The organism is Stutzerimonas stutzeri KOS6 (assembly GCF_000307775.2).
GTDB classification, from domain to species: domain Bacteria; phylum Pseudomonadota; class Gammaproteobacteria; order Pseudomonadales; family Pseudomonadaceae; genus Stutzerimonas; species Stutzerimonas stutzeri_B.
In genome coordinates this window covers 1,088,409-1,109,594 of sequence record NZ_KK020676.1, presented here as the reverse complement: position 1 = coordinate 1,109,594, position 21,186 = coordinate 1,088,409, and the positions used below count along the sequence as shown (strand labels likewise).

Annotated in this window: 16 protein-coding genes; 13 read left to right on the top strand and 3 right to left on the bottom strand. The window is 63.4% G+C overall.

All coding sequences use genetic code 11. The features are described from left to right. Window positions 1-4: 4 nt before the first annotated feature. Genes B597_RS33300 through B597_RS33290 form a run of 3 tightly spaced genes read right to left on the bottom strand, consistent with a single transcriptional unit; the run spans window position 5 to window position 3,143 of the window. The gene (locus tag B597_RS33300; protein WP_003291936.1) at window positions 5-925 is read right to left on the bottom strand and encodes an ABC transporter permease; all 921 of its coding nucleotides are present in this window, start codon (window positions 923-925) and stop codon (window positions 5-7) included. Continuing rightward, window positions 918-2,030: an ABC transporter permease gene (locus B597_RS33295; RefSeq protein WP_031323373.1), complete on the bottom strand. Its 1,113-nt coding sequence runs from the start codon at window positions 2,028-2,030 to the stop codon at window positions 918-920. The genes B597_RS33300 and B597_RS33295 overlap by 8 nt, the downstream gene beginning before the upstream one ends. A 3-nt stretch (window positions 2,031-2,033) precedes the next feature. Further along, complete coding sequence (locus tag B597_RS33290) at window positions 2,034-3,143, bottom strand: BMP family ABC transporter substrate-binding protein (RefSeq protein WP_024161919.1); 1,110 nt, start codon at window positions 3,141-3,143, stop codon at window positions 2,034-2,036. A 401-nt stretch (window positions 3,144-3,544) separates the two neighbouring features. Between B597_RS33290 and B597_RS33285 the strand changes: the two genes are divergently transcribed. The 13 genes from B597_RS33285 (at window position 3,545) to B597_RS33230 (ending at window position 21,174) form a co-directional block, all read left to right on the top strand. Then, complete coding sequence (locus B597_RS33285) at window positions 3,545-3,646, top strand: type VI secretion protein (RefSeq protein WP_419184907.1); 102 nt, start codon at window positions 3,545-3,547, stop codon at window positions 3,644-3,646. 20 nt (window positions 3,647-3,666) lie between these two features. After that, on the top strand, window positions 3,667-4,863 hold the full coding sequence (gene tagH / locus B597_RS33280) for a type VI secretion system-associated FHA domain protein TagH (RefSeq protein ID WP_003291933.1): 1,197 nt from the start codon (window positions 3,667-3,669) through the stop codon (window positions 4,861-4,863). Between the two features lie 4 nt (window positions 4,864-4,867). Next, window positions 4,868-5,350 carry a type VI secretion system lipoprotein TssJ gene (tssJ, locus tag B597_RS33275; RefSeq protein ID WP_024161918.1) on the top strand — a complete coding sequence of 161 codons (483 nt, stop codon included), beginning with the start codon at window positions 4,868-4,870 and terminating at the stop codon, window positions 5,348-5,350. Between the two features lie 2 nt (window positions 5,351-5,352). Then, window positions 5,353-6,684, top strand: coding sequence for a type VI secretion system baseplate subunit TssK (gene tssK / locus B597_RS33270; RefSeq protein ID WP_003291932.1), 1,332 nt, complete (start codon window positions 5,353-5,355; stop codon window positions 6,682-6,684). Between the two features lie 5 nt (window positions 6,685-6,689). Then, window positions 6,690-7,571, top strand: coding sequence for a type IVB secretion system protein IcmH/DotU (icmH, locus tag B597_RS33265; RefSeq protein ID WP_003291931.1), 882 nt, complete (start codon window positions 6,690-6,692; stop codon window positions 7,569-7,571). 1 nt (window position 7,572) lies between these two features. Next, complete coding sequence (gene tssM, locus B597_RS33260; RefSeq protein WP_003292939.1) at window positions 7,573-11,112, top strand: type VI secretion system membrane subunit TssM; 3,540 nt, start codon at window positions 7,573-7,575, stop codon at window positions 11,110-11,112. Beyond that, entirely contained in the window at window positions 11,112-11,843 is a 732-nt protein-coding gene (locus tag B597_RS33255) for a PP2C family protein-serine/threonine phosphatase (protein ID WP_003291930.1), read from the top strand. Before tssM ends, B597_RS33255 begins: the two co-directional genes overlap by 1 nt. Then, window positions 11,840-12,817 (top strand): serine/threonine-protein kinase, encoded by a 978-nt coding sequence (locus B597_RS33250; protein WP_003291929.1) that lies wholly within the window; start codon window positions 11,840-11,842, stop codon window positions 12,815-12,817. Before B597_RS33255 ends, B597_RS33250 begins: the two co-directional genes overlap by 4 nt. A 21-nt stretch (window positions 12,818-12,838) precedes the next feature. Further along, complete coding sequence (tssI, locus tag B597_RS33245) at window positions 12,839-14,866, top strand: type VI secretion system Vgr family protein (protein ID WP_024161917.1); 2,028 nt, start codon at window positions 12,839-12,841, stop codon at window positions 14,864-14,866. A gap of 53 nt (window positions 14,867-14,919) precedes the next feature. Further along, window positions 14,920-17,250 (top strand): hypothetical protein, encoded by a 2,331-nt coding sequence (locus B597_RS33240; RefSeq protein WP_024161916.1) that lies wholly within the window; start codon window positions 14,920-14,922, stop codon window positions 17,248-17,250. Beyond that, window positions 17,243-17,680 (top strand): hypothetical protein, encoded by a 438-nt coding sequence (locus tag B597_RS46955; protein ID WP_152028151.1) that lies wholly within the window; start codon window positions 17,243-17,245, stop codon window positions 17,678-17,680. The genes B597_RS33240 and B597_RS46955 overlap by 8 nt, the downstream gene beginning before the upstream one ends. A gap of 460 nt (window positions 17,681-18,140) precedes the next feature. Then, on the top strand, window positions 18,141-20,012 hold the full coding sequence (locus tag B597_RS33235; protein ID WP_024161915.1) for a di-heme-cytochrome C peroxidase: 1,872 nt from the start codon (window positions 18,141-18,143) through the stop codon (window positions 20,010-20,012). Between the two features lie 25 nt (window positions 20,013-20,037). Continuing rightward, entirely contained in the window at window positions 20,038-21,174 is a 1,137-nt protein-coding gene (locus B597_RS33230) for a catalase family protein (RefSeq protein ID WP_024161914.1), read from the top strand. The last annotated feature ends 12 nt before the right edge of the window (window positions 21,175-21,186 follow it).

Sequence of the window (21,186 nt, the reverse complement as noted above, 5' to 3'; positions counted from 1 at the left end):
ACCTCTATCGATTGAGACTGAGCTCGCCGGGAGCTCCCGTCAGTGTTCGGTTCGGACGACAGGTCGCGAGCATCACCAGCATCGTCAGGATGTAAGGTGCCGCGCTGTACAGGTAATAGCCGGAGCTGATGCCTACCGATTGCAGCGCCGGGCCGATGGCGCCGGCCGCACCGAACACCATCGAGGCCCACAGGCAGTTCAGCGGTTGCCAGCGGGCAAAGATCACCAGTGCCACAGCCATCAGGCCCTGACCGCTGGACAGCCCCTCGTTCCAGCTGCCGGGGTAATAGAGCGACAGGTAGGAGCCACCGACACCGGCCAGAAAGCCACCCACGGCCGTGGCCATGACGCGTACCCGCAGCGGGCGGTAGCCCAGCGCCTGAGCCGACTCGGAATGGTCCCCAACCAGCCGCAGAACGAGCCCCCAACGCGTGCTGCGCAGCCCCCAGTGCAGGAAGATCGCCAACGCCACACCGATGAAGAACAACATGTTGATGTTCAAAGCCGAGCGCATGCCGGGATCATCACTCCAGGCACCCAGGGAAATGGATGGCAGCATCGGGGCCTGCGGTTGAATGAAGGCTTTACCCAGGAAGAAGGCGAGGCCGGTACCGAGCAACATCAGCGCGATGCCGAAGGCAATGTCGTTGACACGCGGTAGCGAGCAGACAAGGCCATGCAGCAGGCCAAGCAACAGCCCGATTCCACCCGCTGCCAGCACCCCGGTCCAGGCCGAGCCGGACAGGTAGGCGACCGCGTAGCCGGTCATCGCACCGGCGACCAGAATGCCTTCCAGGCCCAGGTTGATGCGGCCACTCTTTTCCGTCAGACATTCGCCCAGGCTGACGAACAGGAACGGCGTACCAACCCGCACCGCACCCGCCAACAGGGCCAGCAGGAAGGTCACGAAATCCAGATCACCCATGTTGCACCTCGGCGCTCCTTACCTTGTTGGCGTGCTCCTCGAGGGCAATGCGCCATCCAGTGATCCTGCCCACCAGCGCCTCCCAGGCGAGCAGATTGGTGAACAGCAGGCCTTGCAGAATCAGTGTCGTGGCGTCGGGCAGATCCAGCCGCCGCTGCAGCAGGCTGCCGCTGGCCTCGATGCCGCCGACCAGCGTCGCGCAGACGATGATCGCCAGCGGGTTATGCCGGGCGGCAAAGGAAACCAGAATGCCGCTGATGCCATAGCCGACGATCAGCGAAGCGTTGGCGCTGCCTTGCACCGCGCTGACCTCGTACATGCCGGCCAGCCCGGCCGCCGCTCCGCCGAGCACACAGGTCAAAATCACCAGTCGGTCGACCGGCAAGCCCAGCATGCGCGCCGTGCGCACATTGCCGCCGACCACGTCCAGGGCAAAGCCCTTGACGCTGTGGCGAACCAGCACCCAGGCCATCACGCAGGCAATGATGCCGGCGACCAGTCCCCAGTGAACGCGGAACGAATCCTCACTGATCACACCGATCATCAGTGAATAATCCAGCCCCACGGTGGACGGCTTATTCAGGCTCGAAGGGTCACGCAGCGGCCCCTCGACCAAATGGTTGAACAGCGCGATGGCGATATAGGAAAGCAGCAGGCTGCCGATGGTCTCGTTCAGCCCGCGCTTCTGCCGCAACCAGCCGTTGAGCCCGATCCAGAAGCCACCGACCAGCATCGCCACCAGTCCCATTGCGATAAGCGTCGCCAGCGGCGGCAGTCCGCTCAGCCACAGCGGCAGCGTCGCGGCCGCCAAGCCGCCCAGTACCAGTGCGCCTTCGCCACCGATGATGATCAGACCGGCACGCGCCGGCAGTGCCACGCACAACGCCGTCAGCATCAACGGCGCGGCGCGCTGCAGGGTGCTTTCCCACGCAAAGGACGAACCGAAGGCGCCTTCGAACACCAGGCTGACGGCCTCGAACGCCGGTTTGCCCTGAAAGGCCAGGAACAGCACGAACAGCGCAAAGGAGCTGATGATCGAAAGCACGGTAGGCAGGCCAGGCAATGCCAGCCTGGCCAACCTGCTTGCTAGATAATGTGGGTTCATGGATCAGATATCGCCGCGCACGCCTTCGACGAGGTAGTTCATCTGCTCCAGCACCACGTCGGTCTGCCCCAGCGACTCGCCAGCGGCCAGCACCACGTTGCCCTTGTTGTCGTTCAGCGGTCCCTTGAACAGGGTGAACTCGCCAGCGATCATCGACGCCTTGATCCGGTCCGCCTGCTCACGGGCCGCAGCACTGACATTTGCGCCGTAGGCCGAGGTCTTGACGAACCCTTCGGCCAGGCCACCGCGCAGGAAGTTGTTCATGGTCTGACCCTTCTGGGCCGCTTCGACGTGTGCCCGGTATGGGGTTTCCCAGTTCCATTCGGCACCCGTCAGGTAACCGATGGGGGCCAGAGCCGCCTGGCTGGCGTGGTAACCGCAGCTCATCACACCGCGACGCTCGGCTGTTTCAACGATGACCTTGGGGCCATCCACGTGGCAGGTCAGCACGTCGCAACCCTGGTCGATCAGTCCGTTGGCTGCTTCAGCTTCGCGTACCGGCAGCGACCAGTCGCCAGTGAAGATCACGGTGGTGGTGATCTCCGGATCAACCGAGCGCGCACCCAGGGTGAACGCGTTGATATTGCGCAGCACCTGGGCAACCGGTTTGGCCGCGATAAAGCCGATGCGCTTGGTTTTGCTCATGTGGCCGGCGACCACACCATTGAGGTACTGGCCCTCATCGATATAGCCAAAGAAGCTGCCGACATTCTTCGGATGCTTGCTCTCGTCCCACAGGCCACCACAGTGCGCGAAACGCACATCGGGGTAGCGCTGGGCCACGCGTAGAACGTGGGGATCGAAGTAGCCGAAGGAGGTGGCGAAGATCAGCTCCGCGCCATCCTGACGGATCATCGCTTCCATCGCCTGCTGCACTGCGGAGGTTTCCGGTACGTTCTCTTCTTCGATGACCTTGACGTTGGGCATGCTGCGAATGATGCGCGCAGCTTCAGCGTGTGCCTGGTTGTAACCGAAGTCATCCCTAGCCCCTACATAAACGAAGCCAACGACCAGGGGCTTATCTGCTGCGCGGGATGTGCTGAAAGGCATCGCGGCGGTAACGCCGATAAGCCCAGCCAGCTTGAGGAAGTTACGACGATTAAAGTCCGACATATGCAGAAGTCCTTAGAGGTATACATAGTTATATTCAAGCTTGTATACATGACTCCAAGCAGGATATATGCCAGCCTTTGGCGCAAGAAAAATCGTCGTTTCTCGAACGAATTCAGCCCCCGTCGCGCTCCACACTGTTGCATTACGAGACTTAGCCGCCCCACAAAAGGGCAATGCAACCGGTGCCGACGCAGGCCGGCGGCGCCGCACCGAACCGCATCAACCTGACCTCACGCTCGTTTTAGATGCATCCGTCGGGTGTTCTGTGAACCCGATCACCGAGCCCGCGGGATAACTGAACTTCAATGCGCCGACCAGGCCGCACCATGCGCGCCTTGCCCCACACACGACTTCAAGGAGGAAATCGCGTGCTCGTGCGCTATTACGCCCTCGTTTCGCTCATCGCCGCCGCCCTGCTCGCGGGCTGCACCGGCAACTACACATTCGACGACGACCACTATCGCCCGCTGGGCGATCCGCAAGCCTTGAATCGCGGCCAGTGACCGCAAGGAGCGACACGACCATGGAACTGGTCCTCGATATGGTGGGCGCCCAGCAATTCGTGCCGGGGCTGCTGACCAGCAAAACCTTCAAGCAGGCCGGCGGCGTGATTGGCCGCGCAGAGGGCTGCGACTGGGTAATCCCGGATCGCAAGCGTGTTCTCTCCGGCCGCCACGCGGTGATCAGCTATCGCGACGGGGCCTTCTTCCTCACCGATACCAGCAGCAACGGCATCCAGCTCAAGGACAGCGGTGCCAGCCTGGCCAAGGGCCAGCCGCAACGTATCGAGCACGGCAGCGTCTATTGCCTGGGCGACTTCGAGATCCGCGCCCGGTTGATCCAGGACCCGGCGCTGTTCGAAGGCGACACCGGCCGCCCGCAACCGGCCGGCAGCATCATCCCCGACGACGCTTTTCTCGACCTCGATCCGCTGGTCGCCATGGATCAGCAGGAGCGCATCTATGCCGAAGTCGACGACCTCGACCTGGCGCTGGTCGCGCCACAACGCCAGGCCCAGCAGCGCGACTACGCACGCATCGACATGGAAAGCCTGCCGTTGCCGGAGCTGGTCATGCCGCAGGCAGCACCGGAAGCCAAGCGCGAAGCCGAGCCCGAACGATTGCCGCAGGGATTCTGGGCACGTTTCGGCGAGGCATTGGGCATCGATCTCGACGATCTCGACGAGGAACAGCGCCAGGCCTTGGCGCTGAATGCCGCCCGCCTGCTCAAGCAGAGTGTCGGCGGCCTGCAGCAGAGCCTGCGCACCCGCAGCGAGCTGAAGAACGAGCTGCGCCTGGCGCTGACCACCGTGCAGAGCGCCGGCAACAACCCGCTCAAGCACAGCGCCGACAGCAGCGAGGCGCTGAACGCCCTGCTGCGCGGCAGCAAGCCCGGCCAGCTATCGGCCGAACAGGCCCTCGGCCGCGCTTTCCGCGATCTGCAGGCGCATCAGGTGGCACTGCTGGCGGCCAGTCGCGCGGCCATCCACGCGATGTTCGAGCAGCTGGCACCAGAACAGCTGGCGCTGCGTTTCGAGCGCGAAGGCCGCAAGCCGCTGATCGCTACTGCCGGCAGTCGCTGGCGCGCCTATCGCCGTCTGCATCACAGCCTCGGCCAGGACGCCGACTGGAGCGAGCGACTGTTCGCCCGCGACTTCGCCAAGACCTATGAGGAGCAGGTGCGCCTGATCGCCACGCTCGATTCAACCCATCAAGGATGATCCCATGCCTCGTCGCATCACCCTGGCCATGCTGGCCTCGCTGCTCGTGCTGGGCGGCTGCTCGGCACTGTCGCCGTACTCCAAGCTGACCAAGCTCGACCTCGAACTGTACGGCAGCGACCGCCTCAACCCCGATCTCAACGGCCGGCCGTCGCCGATCGTGCTGCGCCTGCTGGAGCTCAAGCACCCGGTGGCGTTCGAGAACGGCGACTTCTTCGCCCTCTACCAGCGCCCCAGGGAAGCCCTGGCGCCGGACCTGGTGACCTCCGAGGAACTGGAACTGCGCCCGGGCGAGAGCCGCGAGCTGAAGCTCTCGGTGCAGGAGGGCAGCCGCTATGTCGGCGTGCTGGCCGCCTACCGTGACCTGCCGGAAGCTCGCTGGCGCTATGTCATCGCACTGCCGCCGCAGGGGCGCACCCACGTCGCCCTGAGCCTGGATGAGCGCGGCATCGCGCTGTTCGATCCGCTCGCCGAAGGAGGGAAGTAAGCATGAGCCTGCACAAGGTTGTCTGGCAGGAAGGCATGCTGCTGCGCCCGCAGCACTTCCAGCAGAGCGATCGCTACTACGATCACCAGCTCAAGGCGCGCACCCAGAAGCTGGGCAGCTACGCCTGGGGCTTCTTCAGCCTGGAGATCGACCGCCAGTTCCTCAACATGGGCAAGCTGGTGCTCAGCCAGGCCAGCGGCATCCTGCCGGACGGTACGCTGTTCGAGCTGGGCAGCGAGCGCGAGCCACTGGCTCTGGACATCCCGCCGAACACCGGCAGCACGCCGATATACCTCGCGCTGCCACTGGTCACCGGCAACCACATCGAAACCCGCCGTCCCGAGCAGAAGGACGTGCTGGCGCGCTACACCGCCCATGAACTGGACGTCACCGACTCCAATGCCGGCGACAGCAGCACCAGCCAGGTCAGCACCGGGCTGCCGGATTTCCGCCTGCTCTTGGGCGAGCAGCAGAGCGACCAGGCCTATGTGAAACTGCAGCTGTGCGAGGTGCTCGACACCACGCCGGACGGGGTCATCAGCCTCGACCCCGAGTTCATTCCCAGCTACGTCAACTTCCAGGCTTCCGGCTATCTGCTGTCCTGCCTGAAGGAAGTGATCAGCATGCTCGCCCACCGTGGCGACACCCTCGCCGAGCGCATCAGCGCCACCGGCAAGGTCGGTGGTGCCGAGGTCGGCGACTTCATGATGCTGCAGCTGATCAACCGTCACGAACCGGTGCTGCGCCACTATCTGGGCGTGGAGCAGGTGCATCCGGAGCAGATCTACCGCGACCTGCTTGGCCTGCTCGGCGAGCTGGCGACCTTCTCCAGCGAGAGCAAGCGTCCACGCCTGGACGGTCGTTACCAGCACAGCGATCAGGGCGCGAGCTTCCGCAAGCTGATGGACGCGATCCGCCAGGTGCTGTCGATGGTACTCGAGCAGCACGCCATCGAACTGCTGCTGCAGCAGCGCCAGTACGGCATCCAGGTATCGCCGCTGCACGATCACAAGTTGCTCGGCACGGCCTCCTTCGTGCTCGCTGCCAGCGCCCAATGCGATTCGGAGACCCTGCGTACCCGCCTGCCGGCGCACCTGAAGATAGGTCCGGTGGAGCGCATTCGCCAGTTGGTCAACCTGCATCTGCCGGGCATCCGCCTCAAGCCGCTGCCGGTGGCGCCGCGGCAGATCCCCTTCCATGCCGGCAAGACCTATTTCGCCCTGGAGCTCAGCGCCGAGGACCAGGCGCAGCTGGAGCGCTCCGGCGGCTTTGCCTTCCATGTGTCCGGTGACTTCGCCGGGCTCGAACTGAAATTCTGGGCGGTCAGGGACTGAACGACATGATCAAGGAAATGGATTACGGACAGGACGACCGCACGGTCATCGTCAACCGCGCTGGCGAGGCGCCCGCACAGAGCCCGCTGACCAACTTCGACACCCCACCGCGTTTCGAGCAGTTGGAGGAGCGGATGATCTACGCCGCGCGCCTGCGCCCGGCGGAGACTTTCAACATCAGCCTCAACCCGCTGGTGGCGGCCGCTTCGCCGCTGCTCTCGGAAGTAGTGCGCTTCAAGCACCGCCTGGAAAGCGAAGACTTGCAGGTCCTGCATGATCACTTGAGCAGCGCGATCAAGCTGTTCGAGCACCGCTCGCTGCATGACGGCGCCGAGAGCAGCCAGGTGATGGCGGCGCGCTACGTGCTCTGCACCGTGCTCGATGAAGCCGTGGTGACCACGCCCTGGGGCAACGAGAGCGAGTGGTCGCAGATGAGCCTGCTGTCCTCCTTCCACAACGAGACCTTCGGTGGTGAGAAGTTCTTCCAGCTGCTCGAGCGGTTGTCGCGCAACCCGGTCAAGCACCTGCCGATGCTGGAGCTGATGTACCTCTGCCTGTCGCTCGGTTTCGAGGGCAAGTACCGCGTGCTGCCGCGCGGCATGCTCGAACTGGAAGCGGTACGCGACAGCCTCTACCGGCAGATCCGCCAGATGCGCGGCGACATACCGCGCGAGCTGTCGCCGCACTGGGAGGGCCTGAAGGACACCCGCCGGCGCCTGGTGCGCATCGTGCCCTGGTGGATGGTCGCGCTGTTTACCCTGATGTGCCTCGGGGTGATCTACGGCGGTTTCGCCTGGGTGCTGGGCGAACAACGCGAGAGCGTGCTGCAACCCTATCGCTCGCTGGACATGGATGCCGGCGACTCCACCTTGTCAGGGATGAAATGAGATGAAGACGTTCTTCGGCAAACTCGGCGCCGTGCTGCGCCGAACCTGGGTCTGGAGCCTGCTGCTGGTCCTGCTGCTGGCGGTTCTGGTGTGGTTCGTCGGGCCGCTGTTGGCGGTGAATGACCAGCGCTTCTGGGAGTCATCCAGCAGTCGCCTGCTGAGCATCAGCGTGCTGTTTCTCGGCTGGGGCCTGGCCATGGTCTTCGCCAGCTGGCGCGCCAGCGCGCGCAAGAAGCGCGACGCCGAAGACCAGGACGTTCAGGAACAACTGCGCCGCGACGGCCTGATCGGCGAGGAGCAACAGGAGCTGCGCCATCGCTTCAGGCAGGCGCTGCGCACCCTGAAAACCTCCAGCCTCTATCGCGGGCGCAGCGAGAAATGGCGCAGCGAGCTGCCCTGGTACCTGCTGATCGGCCCGCAGGGCAGCGGCAAGACCAGCCTGCTGGATTTCTCGGGCCTGGATTTCCCGCTCAACCGCAGCGAGCAGCAGCGCCTGACCAAGGATGTTTCCGGTACCCGCTACGCCGACTGGTACTTCGCCGATCACGCCGTGCTGATCGACACCACCGGCCGCTATCTGACGCAGCCCGACGCCACCGTCGACGGTAGCGCCTGGGACACCCTGCTCGGCCTGCTGCGCAGGCGCCGTGCCCGACCGCTCAACGGCGTACTGGTCAACCTGCCGGTGGATCAGCTGCTAGGCGGCAATGAACTGGAGCTGGAGAGTCTTGCCCGTCAGGCTCGTCAGCGCCTGCACGAGATCCATCAGCGTCTGAACGTGGACGTGCCGGTCTACCTGGTGCTGAGCAAGGCCGATCGGATTCTCGGTTTCGACGAGTTCTTCGATCAGCTGTCCCGCGAGGAAAGCGATCAGGTGCTCGGCGCCAGCTTCCGCAAGGAGCAGGACGGCAGCGACGCGCAGGTGGTGCGCCAGGAATTCGAGGAACTGCTGCGCCGGCTGAACAGCCAGGTGATCATGCGCATGCACCAGGAGCGGGATACGCAGCGCCGCGGTCGTATCCTCGACTTCCCGCATCAGCTGGGGCAGATCGGCGAGCGCCTGAGCCTGTTCATCGAACTGGCCTTCGCCGGCAACCGCTACCAGCGTGCCAGCCAGTTGCGTGGTTTCTACCTGACCAGCGCGCCGCAGCTGCGCGAAGGTCTCGACCCACTCACCGCCGGCATCGGCCGCCAGCTCGGCCTGGCCAGCAGCGCACTGCCGACCTACCGCAGCGGCCGCGCGCGTTTCATCAATCAGTTGCTCAGCCGGGTGATCTTCCCCGAAGCCGAGCTGGCGGGCCTCGATCAGCGCGAAGTCCGCCGCATCGGCTGGGGCCAGCGCGCGCTTTATGCGGGCGCCTTCGGTTGCCTGGTGCTGTTCGGCGGCGCCTGGGCACTGAACTTCTCCAGCAACCACGAGCGCCTCGAACAGCTGCGCGGCATCGCCCAGACGCTGGGCGGTGAACGCAAGGCCATCGAGGCAGAAGACGAAGCACTGCGCACCCTCGAGGTGCTCGATGGCAGCTACGCGGCAACTCAGGTATTTCCGCCCAGGGATGATGTGTCCTGGCTACGCCGTGGTGGCCTGTATCAGGGTGAGGCGGTCGACCCGACATTGCACGACGCCTACCGCCGCGATCTGGAAACGCTGCTGCTGCCACGGGTCGGTCGTCAGTTGGAAGCGCAGATTCGCGCCAACCTGAATGACCGCGAACAGCTGCTCGGCAGCCTGCGCGCGTACCTCATGCTGAACCTTGCCGAGCGCCGTGATGCAGCCTTCCTCAAGGACTGGCTGGCCGCCGACTGGTCGCTGCGTCATAGCGGCAACGTGGTTGCCCAGCAAGGCCTGAACACCCATTTTGCCCGCCTGCTGGAGGAGTCGTTCGCGCCGTATCAGCTGAACGACAACCTGGTGGCCAAGGCCCGTGCCCAGTTGCGCAGCGAATCGCTGGCGGCCGTGGTGTACCGCATGCTGCGCGATCAGGCGCGCAACCTTCCCGGCTATCGACTGAACATGCAGCTCGGCCCGCAGGCATCCCTGTTCGTCGGTGGCGACTATGCAATTCCCGGCTTCTACACCCAGCGCGGCTATCAGAAGCTGTTCGTCGCCCAGGGCGCCGAGCTGGTCAGCGAGATCCTGCGCGACAACTGGGTGCTGGGCGAAGGCGACAGCCTTAGCGCCAAGGACCTGAGCCGCCTGCTGGCGGAAATGGAACAGCTGTACTTCCGCGACTACGCCGCACACTGGAGCGAGGCGATCGCCCAGTTGAACGTCCTCCCGGCCGGTAGTGTGGCTCAGGGTGCCGTGCAGCTCGCCGGGCTCACCGCTGCCAGCTCGCCGCTGCTGCAACTGCTGCTGGCGGTGCGCGAAAACACCCGCTTCGCCGGCCTCGCCGACGCGACTTTGGAGGCCGGCGAACTGGCCGATGCCGCCCAGAACGACGGCGGCAAGCTTGCCAAGGCTGCCAAGCTGGCCACCGCGGCAGCGGAGCAGGCCCAGGCCGCGCTGCTGAAAAACGTACCGGACACCGCACGCAAGACCCTCGAACGCCGTTTTGCGCCGCTGCACCAGCTGCTCGACGAAAACGGCGCGGCTGGTCCCGAGCTGACGGCAAGCCTGCAGGCACTCGACGCCCTGCAATTGCAGCTGGTCTCGCTGGTCCACGCCAGCGCACCGGAACAGGCCGCATTCGAGATGGCCAAGGCACGCATGGGGGGTCAGCGCGACGCCATCAACCAACTGCGCAACAGCGCTGCCCGCCTGCCGCAGCCGGTCGGCCAGTGGCTTGGCCTGCTGGCCGAGGACAGCTGGTCGCTGGTGCTCAGCGATGCCTATCATTATCTCAACCAGCGCTATCGCAACGAGCTCTATGCCAGCTACCGCGGTGCGCTGCGCGAGCGTTATCCGTTCAGCGCCCACAGCGCCAGCGACGTCGCCCTCGCCGACTTCCGCGAATTCTTCAAGGCCCAGGGCCTGGCGGACAGCTTCTTCGAGCGCTACCTCAAGCCCTTCGTCAGTGGCAGCGCCGGTCAGTACCAGTTACGCCGAGTCGATGGGCGCGGCCTGCCACTGTCCGAGCCGTTCCTCGCGCAGATGAGCCGGGCGCAGACCATTCGCCGCAGCTTCTTCGCCGAGAACCCCAACGAGCCGCAGATTCTGTTCAAGCTCGAGCCCTATTCGCTGGATTCGAGCCTCGGTCGCGCCGACTTCCGCTTCGGCAACCAGCAGATGGAATACCGCCACGGTCCGATCGTGCAGACCGCGTTCCGCTGGCCGGCCGAAGCCGACGACGGGCGCACCAGCCTGGTGGTGGAAGAACTGGGCGGGCGTCGCGTCGGTATCGAGAAGAACACCGGACCCTGGTCGCTGTTCCGCCTGATCGACCTGATGCAGGTCGACTACCACAGCGGCCGCGATGTGTTGATGCTCAAGGCCGATCTCGGCGGCCTGCGCGCCAACTACCTGCTGCATGCGCAGCGCTCGCCGAATCCGTTCGACCTCGCGCTGCTGCGCGGCTTCAAGCTGCCGGCGACGCTGTGATGAGCGCAACGGCGTGCCGCTGGCGCAGCACGGCGCGCACCGACACCGGCAAGGTGCGGGCGCACAACGAGGATGCCTTCCTCGACCTGCCGCAGGCCGGGCTGTGGGCCGTGGCCGACGGCATGGGCGGGCACCAGAACGGCGCGCTGGCCAGTCGCCTGATCGTCGAGCAGCTGGCTGACCTTTCCGCAACCGGCGACTTGCCGGAGCGGGTGCTGGCGCTGCGGCGTTGCCTGCACGAGCTGAATCGCCGGCTCAGCCAGGAACTGACGGTCACCGCCGAACGTCCCGAACCGGTGATCGGCAGCACCGTGGTCGCCCTGCTCGTGGAGGATGACCGTGCGGCGTGCGTCTGGGCCGGCGACAGCCGCTGTTATCTGTGGCGCAGCGGGCGGCTCTATCAGCTATCGCGGGATCATTCGCTGTTGCAGCAGTTTCTCGACGAGCGACAACTGAGCCCCGAACAAGCAGCCAGGCATCCTGCGGCCCACGCGCTGACCCGCGCCATCGGGGCCAGTGAAGAGCTGGAGCTGGATATCCTCGAGTTCGCCGTGTTCCCTGGAGACACGCTGCTGCTGTGCAGCGACGGGCTTCATCAAAGCATGTCCGCCGATGCCCTCGGTGCGGCACTCAGCCTGCCATCCACCCGGCTGGCACTGGAACGCCTGTTCCGCCAGGCATTGAAGGGGCCGGCGCGGGACAACATCAGTGCCGTGGTGATCCGCCGATGAACGCACCGCGACTGCAGGCCTGCGACCTCACCTACTTTGCCTTGGCGTCCACCGCGGCCACGCCAGCAGCGGTCGAGCCGAAGGCGGTTCCCGGCGAACTGCCGGACGTGCTCGGTGGCCGCTACCGGATCGAACGTCTGCTCGGCGTCGGCGGCATGGGTGCGGTCTATCGCGCCCGCGATCTGCTGCGTGAACAGTTCGGCGATCCGGACCCCTACGTGGCGCTGAAGACCCTCAGCGAGGATTTCGCCGAATACCCCGACGCCAGCGCGCTGCTCTACAGCGAGTACGCACTGACCACCCGCCTCAGCCATCGGCATGTGGTGCGCCTGTACAACTTCGATATCGACCCGGCCAGCCAGCGCGCCTTCATCACCCTGGAACTGCTGAAGGGGCCAACCCTCGACCAGCTGCTGTGCGAACGCCCGCTGGGCATGGCCTGGAGCGAACTGCAGGGCATCGCGCTGCCACTGCTGGAAGCGCTGAGCTATTCCCACAGCCTGGGCGTGCTGCATGGCGACCTGAAGCCGAGCAACGTGATGCTCGCCGAGGACGGCCTGCGCCTGTTCGACTACGGCCTCGGCCAGCCGCTGGAAGGCCTGCTACCCGGTCTGCCGCGCCTGTGCCGCACGCGCTTTGCGGCCTGGACGCCGCGCTATGCGGCACTGGAGCTGCTCGACGGCGGCGAGCTGACTACCAGCGCCGATATCTACGCGCTGGCCTGCGTGCTCTACGAACTGGCCAGCGGCAGCCATCCGTTTCGCCGGCTCAGCGCCCGCCAGGCCAAAGCCATGGAACTGGACCGCGCGCTGCAACGGCCGCCTCAACTGCCCGCGCACTGCTGGCCGGCACTGCGTCTGGCGCTGGCATTCGACGCAGCGCAGCGCAGCATCGATGCGGCGGGTCTGTTGCACGCCTTCAGCCGCCCCGTACCGAGCCGCTGGCAGCGCTGGTTCAGGCACTCCCATGAATGACATCAGGACAAGGAAAGCCCCATGTTCAACGCGGCCAACGAAACCCATTTCAGCCTGACGCTCGAAGGCGTGGAGCACGATCTGCAGGTTCTCGCCTTCAGTGGTCGGGAAGCCATCAGCCAACCCTATCGCTTCGACCTGGAACTGCTCAGCGAGCGCCCCGACCTGGATCTGGAAAGCCTGCTGCACCGCCCGGCCTTCCTGGCCTTCGGTCCCGACGGCAGCGGCATCCACGGGCTAGTACATCAGGCTGCCCAGGGTGAATCGGGCCAACGTCTGACTCGCTATCGGCTCACGCTCGTGCCGCAACTGGCCTATCTCGCCCATCGCAGCAACCAGCGCATCTTCCAGCACCTGAGCGTGCCGCAGATCATCGCCCAGGTACTCGAGGAACACGGCATTCAGGCCGATGCCTACCGCTTCGGGCTTGACCCGGTGGTCTACCCGCCGCGCGAGTACTGCGTGCAATACGACGAATCCGACCTGCACTTCATCCAGCGCCTGTGCGAGGAGGAAGGCATTCACTACCACTTCCAGCACAGCGCGGCCGGTCATGTACTGGTCTTCGGCGATGACCAGACCGTCTTCCCGAAGCTCACCGCCACCGCCTATCAGCAGGACAGCGGCCTGGTCGCCGACCAGCCGGTGATCAAGCGTTTTGGGCTGCGCCTGGAAACCCGTACCAGCCGCGTCACGCGCCGCGATTACGATTTCGAGAAGCCGCGCCTGACCATGGAGGGTGCGTTCCACAGCGATTTCCAGCCGGATCTCGAGGACTACGACTACCCCGGCCGCTTCACCGAACGCGCCCGCGGCAAGCACCTGTCGCAGCGCGCCCTGGAACGCCACCGCCACGACTACCGTCTGGCCGAGGGCGACAGCGACCAGCCGCAGCTGGCGAGCGGGCATTTCCTCCCGCTCGGCGAACACCCGCGCCGGGAATGGAACGCCCTCTGGCTGCTCACCGAAGTGCTGCATGAAGGCAAGCAGCCGCAAGTGTTGGAGGAGTCGGTCACCAGCCATGTCGATAGCAGCGACGGCTTCGTCCAGGGCTACCGCAACCGCTTCAGCGCCACGCCCTGGGACATCCCTTTCCGCCCCGCCCTTCGCCATCCGAAGCCCAAGGTGCTCGGCAGCCAGACCGCCGTGGTCACCGGCCCTGCCGGCGAAGAGATCCACTGCGACGAGTACGGACGGGTGAAGGTCCAGTTCCACTGGGATCGCCACGGCCAGGCCGACGCCAAGACCAGCTGCTGGCTGCGCGTCAGCTCCAGCTGGGCCGGCGACCGCTATGGCGGTATCGCCATCCCGCGGGTCGGCATGGAAGTGCTGGTGACCTTTCTCGAAGGCGACCCCGACCAACCGCTGCTGACCGGCTGCCTGTACCACAAGGAACATCAGGTTCCCTACGACCTGCCGGCCAACAAGACCCGCACGGTGTTCAAGACCCTGAGCAGCCCGGGCGGTGGCGGCTACAACGAGCTGCGCATCGAAGACCGCAAGGGTGCCGAACAGATCTACCTCCACGCCCAGCGCGACTGGGACGAAAACATCGAGCACGACCAGAAGATCCGCGTCGGCAACGAGCGCCACGACACGGTGGAGGCCAACAGCTACAGCGAGTTCCGCGGCGAGGAGCACCTGGCCGTTGCCGGCGACCGCAAGGTCGAAGTCAAACCCGACGACCACCTCACCGTCGCCCAGGCCCAGCACATCAAGCTCGGCACTGCCCATCTGACCAAGGCCGGCCGCGAGATCCACCTCAAGGCCGGGCAGAAAATGGTCATCGAAGCCGGCATCGAGCTGACCCTCAAGGCCGGCGGCAGCTTCATCAAGCTCGACCCGGGCGGCATCACCGTCTCCGGACCGCTGGCGCGAATCAACGCCGGCGGCGCACCGGGCAAGGGCTCGGGGATCAAGATCAACTCACCGGTGCTGCCGGGAGTGGCAGATAGCGACAAGGCCGGAAGCCTACTGGAGCAGGCAATGCCGGGTGAGGCGGACAGCCTGCTCAGCAAACGCAAGCGCTCGCTCAATTTTTCAGGCTGAGAAAAGGACAGAGCCAGCTGCCCCGCCGGCTCGAACGCAAGGATGCATCGAACATGAACGAATCCAAACCGATCAGCTGGGCATACCCGTTTCCCAGCAAGGACAGCAGCCACAATCCGCTGCAGCTGCTTACGCATATGGCCCAGGCCAAGGGCGGGTTCTACCCCACCGGCGAGAACGGCTTATGGCATGGGGGCGTCCACTTCGACGAAGGCACGGCCGCTGCATTCGACCAGTCGAGCGTGCGCTGTATCGCCGACGGAGAAGTAATTGCCTACCGCATCGACGAGCGCTACCCGGTCAGCGAATTCACCGACGACATTCCCCTGGTCAAACGAGCGCCCTTTTCCACGGGGTTCGTTCTGGTCAAGCACAGCCTGCAGCCGCCGCCACTGAAGAACGCTGACGGCAGCATCGCCGAAGGGCAAACGCCTCCAAGTCTTTCCCTGTATAGCCTGTACATGCATTTGCTGGACTGGGCAGGCTACCAGGCACAAGCGGACCTTCCGCGCCCCGCTTTCTGGGAGACCAGGCGCTATACCGTTAATACGCAGAACCAGGGTTTGAATGTCCGCGCCGGCCCGAACAAGCACGCCACCCTGCTGTCGACGCTGTCCAAGGGTACCGAGATCACCATTGGTAGAGCGGAGGGCGAATTCAGCAAGCTGGTCAGCCTGGTCAGCGGGACGGCACAACCCGCCTTATCAGCTGACGACGAGGACCTACCCGGCTATGTATCCACCAGCTGGCTCAAACCGCACAGCGAGCCAGCGGAGTGCGGCAAGGTCGTCGTTCTCGACAGCGCAGTGCCGATCAAGGCGGGTGAACTTATTGGCCATCCCGGTCTGTACCAGAATCACGACAGTGCCGCTCAGTACATGGTCCATGTCGAACTGTTCAGCTGCGACGATGTGCCCGCGTTCATCGCCCGGAGTCGCGTCTGGGCGAGCCGCTTGCCGGACGGCCAGAAAACCCTGCTCAAGGTCTACAAAGGTGCGAGCAAACTGATTCCGCACCGGGACGATATCAATGCCGAGAACCCGCCCAAATTGGACGACGATGGCACGCAGATCGGCGTCGACCTGATCATTCCGCAGTCACTGTTGGATGGGCTCCCCGCTTCGAGAAAAATCCAGGTCAAGGATGGCGCTCACAACACTATGCACTGGTGGCGGTTGGACGGCCTGTTCGCCGACGCTAACGGCAATCCCATCGACGGCTGGCTCGCCGAACAGGAGCTGATCACTACTCGCCACAGCCCGTGGGAGTGGGAAGGCTTCCAATGCATCGGGGAAACCGGAGCGCCCGTCGAAAAGCTCGCCTACGCCTTCAATGCCAGAGGCTTGCTGAGCACAGACGAGCAGCACAACTACCGGGCCCAGATCAGCAAGGCCGATGGCGGCCCAATCGTAACGCTCGCTCGACTCTACGATATCGCCGATACCGACAAGGATGGCGTATTGACCAGCGCTGAAATCCAAGCAGCGCTGACCAGGCCTTGGCACGCTCAAGTGCTCGGGCAATTGATCACTAAGTACGAAAGTGAGTGGTTCTGGAACAAGGGCAAGTGGGATGAGCTTGATCCCTTGTTAGCGGAGGACCCCGGAAAACCGAACCTTGTTTGGGAAGCAGAAAAGCAGCGAATCGAGAAGTTGAGCTGGTGGGGTGAACTGGTTGGGCAGCATGATATTAGTGATGACAGGGAAGCGTGGCATATTCAGATAACTGGATTAATGGCGAACTTTAGTCTCATAGACGATGAAAATGACCTTAAGTGGCTAAAAGTTCCGCGCGGGCAGTTAACATTTGATGCTGAAGGGAACGATATTGAAGGCTCTCATTTTTTCAGTAGGGTTCCCCACTGGCCTCCGGTTGGCGCTTCCGGGGTAACCATAGGTCGGGGGTATGACACCGGTCATCAGCCAAATGTGAGAGATGATTTAGAGTGCGCCGGTATTTCAGAACCGCTGCTATCTTGGCTGTCTGGCAGCAAGGGGCTTACTAAAAACATGGCGAGAGATTATTTAAATTCCGCAAGCGCAGCAATTAGATCTGCACCTATCACAAGAAAGCAACAGCATGACTTGTTTGTCTTTGTATATGAGTTTATGGAGAAGGATGTCAGAAGGATATGTGAAAAGAGAGATGTTATTGAAGCGTACGGAGCTACTGATTGGGATGCGCTTCATCCAAAAATAAAGGACATGTTGGTGGACCTGCGTTACCGAGGAGATTACACGCCGAATATTCGCTCCCTACTTCAGGAATATGTGGCGAATAACGATCTTGCACAATTTAGCAGCGTGATAAAAAACCGATCAAATTGGCCACAAAACCTACCCAATGATCGTTTCTTAAGAAGATTAAGGTACATATATGAATAGTATGCGCTGGAATATGTTGCTTGCTGCATTGGCATTAGACGTTGCGCCGGCTTATTCCGCTGCTGATACGGATGTGTATCGGTATGCGGTAGAAGTTAATGCCAAGAGAGCTGAAGGTCTTTTATTCAAATATACGCGGTTCAATTCGGAGTCGCCATATCCATGTCTTAGGCTTGAATTGATAAACCCTAAGGACGACTGGGCTGTTGTCGAACGAAAGGATATTTGTGAAATGGATGGCCTGTCTCTGGCGAATGGTTTTTCATATGCAGGCTTTTCAAACATAGAGTTTCATGGCAGCGCCGTCAGCTTTGATTTTAACTATCTTCTGAATGAAGAACCAGGAGAGCATGTTCAAAGGTGTACTGTCGAGGCCAAGGGCAGGGCGTTTTCAGAAATGAAATGCACGGATCCTCAAAGTGCTCATTGACTTGAGTTAAGCTTAGCAGCTGCAGGCTCAATAGAAAGGCTTTAAAAAAATTCGCACGACGAAAACTTAAGAAGTCAATTCTACTTCCATGTTAAGGCTCTCGTCTTTAGCAAAAAAATACAATCAGAGTGCTGATTCTGATGTGCTGGAGGATCCTGACTCAGGGCTTTTATCCATAGTAGAAAATTATTGTTTGTCGCCGCATTGCCTTCATGCTTTTGCCTTTGCAAATCACTAACATTTTTTACCTGGCTCGGGGTCACAGCCTCTTCGCTTGATATAGCTGCTATTGATCCGTTAGGTCGCTTTGACGCGGAAGGGCTCATAGTAGTTAGAAGATGCAAATTCTCTTTGCGTCCAACGAATCCACGATCGTAAGCATTAGCGAGCGGGCATATTGCCATCACTGCACAACCCTGCCATAAACGCGCATCCGCCATAACGCTACAAGGATGTACCAATGCGATTGCTGCGCCGAGCCCTGCGGGGTGTCTTGCTGTTGGCCGTGCTGGCTGTAGGGATCGGGCTGTATTTCGTGGCCTATCCAAACCTGCCCGAGTACGAGGCGCCCGAGGCGCTGCATTATCTGGAGCAGTGGGACGCCACGCAGCGGCAGACCTACTACTACACGCCACAGGGCACCCAGGTTAAGGGGCTGGAGTACGACTGGTTCGGCGCTCTGGAGCGGCCTTTCAGCAGTGACAAATTTGCTGCCCCCGAATACCTGGCCCGCTTCGGCTTTCTGGTCGATCCCAAGCAACAGGGAACCGCGCTAAACCCAGGCAACCTGCCGGTGGGTTTTGCCCGCCACGAGGATGACGAGACCGGTCGCACCTATCTGGATGTGACCTGCGCGGCCTGCCATACCGGCGAGCTGCGCTACCAGGGCCAGACCATCCGTATCGACGGCGGTGCGGCGATGCATTCGCTGGCTTCCACCGTGCCGACTCTGCGCGGTGGCGCCTTTGGCCAGGCGCTCGGCATGAGCATGGCCTTCACCTATTACAACCCGCTCAAGTTCCGCCGCTTCGCCCACGAGGTACTGGGCGTCGACTACGAACAGGGTCATGACCAGCTGCGCCACGACTTCAAGCAGGTGCTCGACCGGCTGCTTGGTACTGCCTACAACGATTGGCACCGCGGGCTCTACCCCACCGAAGAAGGCTTCGGCCGTACCGATGCGTTCGGCCGCATCGCCAACAGCGTATTCGGCGACGCCATCGATCCGGCGAACTACCGCGTGGCCAACGCACCGGTGAGCTACCCGCATCTGTGGGACATCTGGAAGTTCGACTGGGTGCAGTGGAACGGCTCGGCCATGCAGCCGATGGCGCGCAATATCGGCGAAGCGCTGGGTGTCGGCGCCACGCTGCGGCTGCTGCACGAGAACGGCCAGCCCGTCGCCGAGGCCGAGCGCTATGCATCGGGCGTTCGCGTACGCGATCTGCATACGCTGGAAACCACCCTCATGCATCTGGCGCCGCCCCGTTGGCCGGAACATATCCTGGGCGCGATCGATCTCGAACAGGCCAGCCTCGGCCGCGCGCTGTATCGGGAAAACTGCGCGCATTGCCACGACGCCAGGCCCAAGCCGGTCGACAAGCGCTTCGCCGCCGAGCGCAACCCCGAATGGCGCATGAAGGTGGTCCCAACCGCCTTCGTTGGCACCGACCCGACCACGGCCGACAATATCGCCGACCACCGTTTCGACCTGACCCGCCTGGGCTGGACTCAGCACCAGCTGGATCGTCTGGACGTGCAGCTGTACGGCGCGCCATCCGGCCCGCTCGATCTCGCCAGCCTGTCCAGCGCCAAGGGGCTGGCCTATATCACCGCCTATGTCGAAGAGCGCGCCTACCGTGACGCCGGCATCGGCGAGAACGAACGCGCAGCGTTCGACGGTTTCGGCCGGCCGATCGGCGTGCAGGAACTGCGCGGCTACAAGGCACGCCCGCTGGACGGCATCTGGGCGACGCCGCCCTTTTTGCACAATGGCTCGGTGCCGACGCTGTTCCAGCTGCTGTCGCCAGTGGCGGAACGGCAGGCGCAGTTCTGGGTGGGCAGCCGCGAGTACGACCCCCGCTATGCCGGTATTCGCACCGAGCGCTTCGACGGCGGCTTCCTGCTGGACACCGCGATTACCGGCAACAGCAACCGCGGCCACGAATTCCGCGCCGGCTGCCGCGGCAACGGCGTGATCGGACGGGCACTGGCACCGCACGAACGCTGGGCGCTGGTCGAGTACCTCAAGGTGCTCGGCGATCCCCGCTTCGAACCGCGCCTGCACGCCATTGCGGCACAGCCGCACGCTCCCGGCCCGACCTGCTACTGACCGACCATCGCACAAGGAACCGCACATGCTTACAAGATTCTGGCTCTGGCTCGGTCGCCTGCTGGGCCGCCTGTCGCTCGGCGTCACGGCCATCGGCCTCAGCAGTTGGGCCGCCTTCGCGCTGCATGACCACTTCACCCATCGTGGGCCGGTTTCCACCGAAGAGGTCATCGCGCCGAGCGAAGCGGCCGACACCCAGGCGATCATTGCCGACGCCATCGCCGTGGTCGAACAGCACAGCGAGAACACCCGCGTGCTGCGCGACGCTCATGCCAAGGCCCACGGCTGCGTGCATGCCGAAGTCAGCGTGCGCGCCGACCTGAACAACGAGCTGCGCCACGGCGTATTCAGCGAACCCGGCAAGACCTGGCAGGCCTGGGTGCGGCTGTCCAACGGCAACGCCTACCCGCAGTTCGACCGCATCCGCGATGCCCGCGGCATGGCGATCAAGCTGCTTGGCGTGCCGGGCGAAAAGCTGACGAGCGATCCGCGCCATGCCGGCGAGCAGGACTTCGTGATGTTCAATCACCCGGTGTTCTTCGTCCGCGACGTCGCCGAGTACCGCAGCAATTTCGCCGCCCAGGCGCAGGGCAAGAAGGCGCTGGCGTTCTTTCCGAGCGTCGACCCGCGCAGCTGGGAACTGCGCCATCTGTTCATCGCACTGCAGACCCTGGCGCCCGCGCCGGAAAGCCCGGTAGCCACCATCTACAGCTCCGTGGCGCCGTACAAGCTCGGCCCGCACAACATCAAGTACCGGGTCATCCCGACGCCGGAGAACTGCCCGACCTACCAGTTGCCCGAGCAGAACCGCGACCTGCCGAACTTCCTGCGCAGCGCGCTCTACCAGCAGCTGTCCCTCGACCGCACGCCCGCCTGCTTCGCCCTGCAGGTGCAGCGGCAAAACGCCGAACACTACATGCCCATCGAGGACACCAGCATCGAATGGAGCGAGACCGTTTCACCGTTCGAGACGGTCGCCGATATCCGCCTGCCAGCGCAGGACTTCGACAGCCGTGAGCAGAACCTGGCCTGCGACAACCTCAGCTTCAACCCCTGGCATGCGCTGCCGGAACATCGCCCCATCGGCGGCATCAATCGGCTGCGCAAGGCGGTCTACGAGGCGATAAGCAGCTATCGGCTCGAGCGCAACGGCGCACTATGACGCGACCGCCGT